The organism is Pseudomonas sp. 05N434 (assembly GCF_056396965.1).
Window position 1 is genome coordinate 1 of the sequence record NZ_JBFTMK010000296.1, and the last position, 6215, is coordinate 6215.

At 59.1% G+C, this 6215-nt stretch carries 11 protein-coding genes and 2 pseudogenes; all 13 read right to left on the reverse strand.

Annotated features, from left to right (window positions below; genetic code table 11):
* Positions 1-175: phage tail-collar fiber domain-containing protein (locus tag AC1DLB_RS18380; protein WP_477785404.1), on the reverse strand; the 175-nt coding region annotated here is incomplete at its 3' end.
* 272 nt (positions 176-447) lie between these two features.
* Positions 448-978: pseudogene (locus AC1DLB_RS18385) on the reverse strand (phage tail protein I); the annotation flags it as partial.
* On the reverse strand, positions 978-1889 hold the full coding sequence (locus AC1DLB_RS18390) for a baseplate J/gp47 family protein (RefSeq protein WP_477779308.1): 912 nt from the start codon (positions 1887-1889) through the stop codon (positions 978-980). The pseudogene AC1DLB_RS18385 and the gene AC1DLB_RS18390, both read right to left, overlap by 1 nt.
* A complete protein-coding gene (locus AC1DLB_RS18395; protein WP_477779307.1) occupies positions 1886-2230 on the reverse strand; it encodes a GPW/gp25 family protein in 345 nt (114 codons plus the stop codon). Before AC1DLB_RS18395 ends, AC1DLB_RS18390 begins: the two co-directional genes overlap by 4 nt.
* Positions 2227-2799: a phage baseplate assembly protein V gene (locus AC1DLB_RS18400; protein ID WP_477779306.1), complete on the reverse strand. Its 573-nt coding sequence runs from the start codon at positions 2797-2799 to the stop codon at positions 2227-2229. Before AC1DLB_RS18400 ends, AC1DLB_RS18395 begins: the two co-directional genes overlap by 4 nt.
* Positions 2800-2928: 129 nt before the next feature.
* A complete protein-coding gene (locus AC1DLB_RS18405; protein ID WP_428633251.1) occupies positions 2929-3219 on the reverse strand; it encodes a type II toxin-antitoxin system RelE/ParE family toxin in 291 nt (96 codons plus the stop codon).
* Positions 3182-3445, reverse strand: a complete 264-nt coding sequence (locus AC1DLB_RS18410; RefSeq protein ID WP_428633253.1) for a CopG family ribbon-helix-helix protein — start codon at positions 3443-3445, stop codon at positions 3182-3184. The genes AC1DLB_RS18405 and AC1DLB_RS18410 overlap by 38 nt, the downstream gene beginning before the upstream one ends.
* Positions 3446-3693: 248 nt before the next feature.
* On the reverse strand, positions 3694-4152 hold the full coding sequence (locus tag AC1DLB_RS18415; RefSeq protein WP_477779305.1) for a phage virion morphogenesis protein: 459 nt from the start codon (positions 4150-4152) through the stop codon (positions 3694-3696).
* Positions 4149-4625 carry a phage tail protein gene (locus AC1DLB_RS18420; RefSeq protein ID WP_428633257.1) on the reverse strand — a complete coding sequence of 159 codons (477 nt, stop codon included), beginning with the start codon at positions 4623-4625 and terminating at the stop codon, positions 4149-4151. Before AC1DLB_RS18420 ends, AC1DLB_RS18415 begins: the two co-directional genes overlap by 4 nt.
* A pseudogene (gene lysC / locus AC1DLB_RS18425) lies at positions 4622-4807 on the reverse strand (Rz1-like lysis system protein LysC); the annotation flags it as partial. The gene AC1DLB_RS18420 and the pseudogene lysC, both read right to left, overlap by 4 nt.
* Positions 4722-5165, reverse strand: a complete 444-nt coding sequence (lysB, locus tag AC1DLB_RS18430; protein ID WP_477785403.1) for an Rz-like lysis system protein LysB — start codon at positions 5163-5165, stop codon at positions 4722-4724. The gene lysB and the pseudogene lysC, both read right to left, overlap by 86 nt.
* Positions 5162-5368: a hypothetical protein gene (locus tag AC1DLB_RS18435; protein WP_477779303.1), complete on the reverse strand. Its 207-nt coding sequence runs from the start codon at positions 5366-5368 to the stop codon at positions 5162-5164. The genes lysB and AC1DLB_RS18435 overlap by 4 nt, the downstream gene beginning before the upstream one ends.
* Positions 5365-6207: an N-acetylmuramidase domain-containing protein gene (locus tag AC1DLB_RS18440; protein WP_477785405.1), complete on the reverse strand. Its 843-nt coding sequence runs from the start codon at positions 6205-6207 to the stop codon at positions 5365-5367. Before AC1DLB_RS18440 ends, AC1DLB_RS18435 begins: the two co-directional genes overlap by 4 nt.
* Positions 6208-6215: the final 8 nt, after the last annotated feature.

Sequence of the window (6215 nt, forward strand, 5' to 3'; positions counted from 1 at the left end):
CTTCCCAGACCGTACGCTTCAAGGCGACTTGCGTATCTACAGGGTTATAGGTGGCGCCGTTACCATCACCGACGCTCATTTTGACAAGCTTGATTGGCTTACCGGTGGCCTTGCAGTCGGCTTCATATTGAATGCCGGCCTTGGTCAAAATCGTATAGAACTCTTGCGCTGCCATCACGCCTCCAACGGGTAGATAGTGGTCAATTCACCCGCGTCCGCGGCGATGGACTGATAGGCCGGTTCGGCCTGTTGTTCCAGGGCTGTGACGTGCAGGGGGTGGATAGTCGTTTGCTCGCCAGAATCAACGCCAACCGCCTCTCTGGCGGGATAGGCATGCTGTTCCAGCAACGTGGGTTGAAGCGGATAAAGCGTGGTCATTTCGGCGGTGACTGCGACACTCGCCGCGTCCCGAGCCGTGCAGGTGAGCTCCAGCAACGTGACGTGCAACGGGTAGATCGTGGTGACCTCGCCCTCGAGAACGCAGGCACCGAACCAGAGGGCGGCGGTGGTTTCCAAGCCAAAGGCGAGGCGGGTCATGTGCCGGCTGACCGGCTTGGCGTCATCAATGAGCCGGGTCAGCTCCTGGTACATTTCTTCGGTGATACCGGTATCCAGAACCTCGACCTTCAGCGCAAAGGTGCCCGGCTCACGCTCGGGCACGGTCTGCCACCATTCCTCCACCTCGATCAAGTAGCCCAGAGGCTCGACCACGCGGCGCAGTGCACCGAGGGTGCCTTTGCGCGCATGGATGTAGAACGACGCGCGGATAGCGGTGCGCTTGGCTGCGTCGGACCATCGAGGGTCCCAGCGATCAACCGAGAAAGCCCATGCCAGGTAGGGCAGCAGGTGCGGCGGGCACAGGTCCGGGTTGTACAGCTGGCGCAAAGGAATCGGCACGCGCTGGATGTCTGCCAAGGCTTGGGCGGCCTGGCGCTCAAGCGGGGTAACGTTGCGCGGGAGCAGGGCTTGAGCGGTCATCATTCAACCCCCAGGGACAAGTCAATGTCCGTGCAAAAGGGGGCTTGGTAGGGGCTGGCAACGATGTCCCGCCAATCTTGCAGCACGACTTTGCGCACGCCTTCAACGTGCAGTGAGGCGTGCAAGATGGATTCGGACACTTCAAGCCCGAGGCGACGTCGCTGGCTCACGAACTTCAGCAGGCTGGTCTTCGCCGCGGCAAGAGCAAGCTCGCTCTCGGGACCATTGCTCAGCATGTAGAGCTTGGCTATCACCTGGTAGTTGATGATGTCGGCGCCCTGAACGGTCAGTCGATCAGCGACCGGGCGGCGATCATCGTCACTCAGATACGTCTTGACCGTGGCCAGTAGCGCAGGGGAGGCAGTACCGTCGCCGAGCAGCGATTGCACGATCACCACCACCGCGGCGGGTGCAGGGCTTTCGGCGGTTGCGTCAGCCACTTGGCCATCTGCCGAGCGGGCATGAAAGATGTAACTGTTGCGAGAACCTGCGGTGCTCAGACCTTCCCAGGCCATTTGTGCACGCTCGCGTAGGCTGTCGTCACTCTCCATCACCCGAGCGATTGGCGGTATTGCGGATGGCTTGGCTTCCTGAACGATCAGACGTGCGACGTTGTAATTCGCTGCGATGTTTTCGAGGTCAGTGCCTTTGGCCAGGGCCAGCATGTTGGCAACGGACGCTTCATTAACACGCTGACGCCAGACGGTCTCGCGGTAGGCGTTCTCCTCGAGCAGCTTGGTCAGCGGTTCCGATTCGAGCGCAAGGCGCGCAGCGATTTCGGCCTGTTCTTCGGCTGGCCAGAGGCTGATAGCGTAGGCCTTGCGCTCGGCAAGGATCTGCTCGAAATCGATCTGCTCGACGATCTGCGGGGCCGGCAACTGAGCCAGGTCGATGGCGGCAAAGGTGCTCATACGCTGGCCCCAAGCTGCAATGGGACACTGAGATTTAGCGCCTCGTTGGTGTCGACTCGGCTGCATTCGATGTCCATCACCGTCTGGCCTTGCAACGTAGCCCCCCTGAGTTGCACACGGCTGAGGGTAATCCGGGGTTCCCAGCGCATCAGGGCCGTGACGGTGGCGGCATAGACGCGCAGACGAGTGACGTCATTGAACGGATGATCGACCAGCTCCGGCAGTAAGCTGCCGTACTCCCGACGCATCACGCGGGTACCAAGGCGAGTGGTCAGGATGTCGGTGGTCGACTGGACGATATGCTCGACGGTGTTGATCGCGGCGCCGGTTTCTCGGTTCATTCCGGTTTCCCCGTCTTGCCACCGCCTGTCATCACGCCGCCGTGCGGGTGATTGACCAGGCTGATGTCTGCCGCGATCACGTCCTCCGATACGGTGACCTTACCGGTGATTTTCTGGTTGCCGGTCTGGGTGTAGTCGCCCTCATGGGTGATCGGGCCGACAATGTGGATGCCGCTGGTGCTGATCAGGTTGGTGGTGCCGCCTTCGGTCAGCGTTGCGTTAAGGTGGTGAGCGACGCTGTCGTACTCGATCACCGTGCCGTCGCGGTAGGTGCGGCGTTGCAGGCCTTCGCGGTCGCCGTTGGCCGGGATGTGGTCGCTGAACAGGCCGGTTAGGACGATGCCGCTACCGAGCTGGCCGGAAGGGCTGAACAGGATGACTTGCTCTTCGATGGTGGGCGGATTCCACTCGCGGTCGGCGCCGGCTCTCGGGGCAATCCATGGCAACCAGCCGGTGGTCAGCGATCCGGTTTTGACCTGCACACGCGGGGGCTTCATCTGGACGGCAGCGATGGTGCCGAGGCGGATGAGGTTTTCAATCAGGCGGGCGAGGGTGGCTAAGTCGTTCATGGCGCCGATGGTGGCGCCACGCGTATGTGAGTGCAGCTTTAAAGGGTTGTACCAAAAAAGCCTACAAGTCTTGATGAGCTACGAACCGTCTGTGAAACGGTTGAGTCCAATGGACTGACGCGTTTGCGTTTACCAGTCTTCTGACCGCTCTGTACGCTGATGGAGGATGCGGAGAATTTGAATTTCGCCGTGAGCGAGGCGATATGGGGCGATGAAGGGGAACTTGGACAGCACCAACTCCCGGATATCTGGTACCGAAGAGGGTCTGCCCAAGCCGGTAAATGTTTCCAGTTGCTCAAGCGCTTCGAAAATTTGAGCGATCACCGCGTCTGCGGATATGCCCCCTAACCGTGCTTCGTAATATTCGTGAATAGATTCTAAATCACTGTCCGCTTTGTCCGTCAGCACGATTTTTGCCACGATTCACCCACTTAGCCTTAACGGCTTTCAGATCTGTCAGGTTGCCTGCCTCAGCATCTGCGACACCTTCGGCAATTGCATTGATATGCCATGACTCGGATTCAACGTAACGGGCCAGGGCACGTTTGAGGTGGTATTGGCGATCTCTATCAGTTGCTTCGGACAGCCGATCAAGCTTTTCAACCAATACGTCTTCGACACGGAATGACAACACAGGCGAAGCCATTTTAAAGCCCTCTTCAGGAGATGTATACACCGTATACGGGTGTAGAGACTGTATACTAATTATACGGATCCCGAACAACTTTTTTGTATTTTTGGACGAGCGAACGTCTGTTTTTATGCTGTAAATGCTGGGTTTTTGACCCGTTACCCCTTGGAAAGCGGCGAGAAATATATTTCTCATTGCGGTAATAATGCAAAAACAATCGGCATTACCGTTCGTCGGAATATTGGTGGAAAATGCCTTTGCATTTACGCGGCGAGGTGTTTTAGGAGTGAATCACGGATCAGATCCAGATCCGCCTCAGTAAATCCGAGAACCTCTCGTTGTTCGTACTTCACTTCTGGCGCACCCCTAGTAGCGCGATCCTTCAATCCGTATTGGTGCACCCGAGCGATGCGAGCGATACGTCCCGTAAAACCAACGCTGATAGCGTTGCCATCACCCTGAACCTTCAAAAAGCTAGCCGTGCGCAGCTTCTGGAACATCTGCACCTTTCGTTTCACCCGTCCCTGTTTACCACGCAGATTGCGCTGTTTGCGTGGCGCGTATTTGCTGCCGTCCGGGTTGTGCTGGGCAATGATTCGTTGCTGCTGGCTGCGGCGAAGTGCCTGGCCGAGGCTGCGCGCCAGCTTGTTTCGCGATGCCGGCTCAAGTTGCCCGAGCAAACCGGCCGCCCAGTCCTCCAACGTTTCCAGGCGGTTGGTCATCTTGGTAGGACCCATTCGCTTCCCGTGCCTTGGCCRCCGGGTATCCAGTTCGGATCTAGGAATGCGGCGGCCCGCTGTGGTTCGCCGGGATGGCGGATGGTGGTGTTGCCCTGGTCGTCCTTGCCCACCACCACCCGTTCGGTTAGGGGGAGGGTCAGGCTCAAATCGACTTTGCTGTTGTCGAGGATGTCGGCCTCGAACTGGATGCCGTCGGCGGACTTATTCAGATTTTCCAGCAGTTCGGATTGGTGAACACTGATCCAGCCGAGCAGCGGCAGCATGACGCTGTCGGGGTGGCCGGCGAAGTCGGTGAGGAGGACTTGCAAGTCGAAGCTGTATTCGAACGACAAAGTCGCTGCGGCGGTGCATCGGATCTTGCCGTTGTCGATGAAGATCAGCAGCCGGTCGGGGTTGTGCTTGAGTTCGGCCACGGTGGCGAGTAAGTGAGCTCGCAGGCTTTCGGGTTTGTTCATGGCTGGGCCTGCCGATGTTGGTAAACCATGTCTACTTGGCCTGCACATTCCGCCCAGGCGGCCTCGACGCGGTCCTGGTCGGTGAGCTGGTCACCGTTACTGCGCGGGCTGGTCGCTGGCAGGGTGCAGGGCACCACGGCCGGACAGCCACTGACGATAAGCGTCGGCGCCGGTGAGGGCGGGGCGCTCGCGCAGCCAGCGAGCAGCATCAGGCAAAGGCTGGGCAGCCCAATTGCGTAGATCGGCATTTTCACGTTTCAGTGCCTCAATGGTGAGTTCGCGTTTTGCCAGGCCTTGGCGCWGTTGGTCCTGTTGGGTACGCAGGCTGGCCTGTGCGTCTCGCTCCTGTTGCAGGGTGTTTTGCAACGCACTGGCATTGGCGAGGTGACGCCCGGCTTCTTCCCAGGCGGTGTTGGCGTCCTTGGTTGCCAGCTCTGTGTTCTTGTCAGCAACGGTGACACGCAGTTCCTGGCTCCAGATCAACAACGTCAGGGCACCGAGCAGGGCGATGCCATACAAGGCCTGACGCAGGGAACTCATGCGCGGTACCAGCCGAGTTTGTTCATGGCGTCGACGTCCAGCTGCTGCACCGGGCCGCGGATAATTACGACTTTGCAGCCGGGTATCAGGACGTGCAGTGCATCGCACAGCAGTTCCATGTCGTATTGGTCGGTGTTCGTTGGCACCACCAGAAGGTCGCCATCCTTTATGTTCAGACGTTGCACCGCGTCGAGGTCGATCATGCCGCCACCGCCTGACCGCAGCTGCAGTCGTCGTGTCGTTCGTAGGCGCGCTGGAGCTTGATGTCGTACAGGTTCCGCTGGTAGTCCGGCCCGTTGTAGAGCTTGGCGAATTCAGCCCATTTACGAGCCTTCAAGGCCTTGTACAGGGTCTGGTCGGTTTCGATAAAGCGAACGAAGGCATCGAACTGCTGCGACTCGCTCGCACTCATCGCCACGACGAAATCCTGCACGCTGGTGTAGCCGAGGCGCTTCCAATGGAAGCCCATGATCTGGAACGCGCCCCAGGAAGCGGACTCCAGCGCGGCGGTGTCATCAATCAGGCGAGCGGTGGTCAGGCGTTGGTGTTCTGCGGTACCGCCGGCATAACCGCCCGCTTTCGGATTGACAATGGCTGGGTTGGTACTGGCGAGCTGGTCAGCGTGGCGTTTGAGTTCAGCGGTGTCATCGCCTTCGTTTCGAACCTTCGAAAGCTGGCGGTACATGATGTGGYGTTCGAACAGGATCACCGGCTTGCCGTTGTCGAGGAAACCCTTGCCCTTCGATTCGATTTCGTTGACCGCGTAGACGCTGGCCAGCGGAACGTCGAGACGTTGTGCGGCGTTTACCAGGTCGGTGTTCTTCAGCAGTTGCTGGCAGTCATTGCCGGCGAGTGCTGCCTGCGTCTTGTTGCCGGCGACGCCATCAGCGACCAGGCCGACCTTGAGCTGATAAGCCCGCACGGCTGCCTCGGTGACGTCACCGTAATCGCCATCGACGGTTAGCGTTGCACCGTGATTGTTGAGGTTTTTTTGAAGGACGCGCACCGCTTGCGAGCGGTCGCCGTGGCGAAGTGTATTCATAACTGCTC